Below are 230 nucleotides of genomic sequence, written 5' to 3'. Positions count from 1 at the left end.
AAGCTTTCTTGGCAGCTCGCCGATGCTTTTCGCAGCCTGACACGTCCTTCGTCGCTTCTCGATACCTAGGCATCCTCCGTACGCCCTTAATCGCTTGAGGAAAAATATCACTCAAACTATTCGCTTTTAAGCAAGTCTCCTCGCTTATAAACCTTTGCTCAAAACAAGTCGCCTTGTCTTGAACTTCTCTAGAAAAAGATTCCTACAAGTCTCTTCTTCTAGTTTCTCGT

1 rRNA gene is annotated in these 230 nt (G+C 44.8%); it reads right to left on the bottom strand.

Annotated features, from left to right (window positions below):
• Positions 1 to 100, bottom strand: a 23S ribosomal RNA gene (locus GCL57_RS14715); the annotation flags it as partial.
• Between the last annotated feature and the right edge of the window lie 130 nt (positions 101 to 230).

It is taken from the genome of Fluviispira multicolorata (assembly GCF_009208585.1).
Classification (GTDB): Bacteria; Bdellovibrionota_B; Oligoflexia; order Silvanigrellales; family Silvanigrellaceae; genus Silvanigrella; species Silvanigrella multicolorata.
This window is presented reverse-complemented; position numbering and strand designations above follow the sequence as displayed.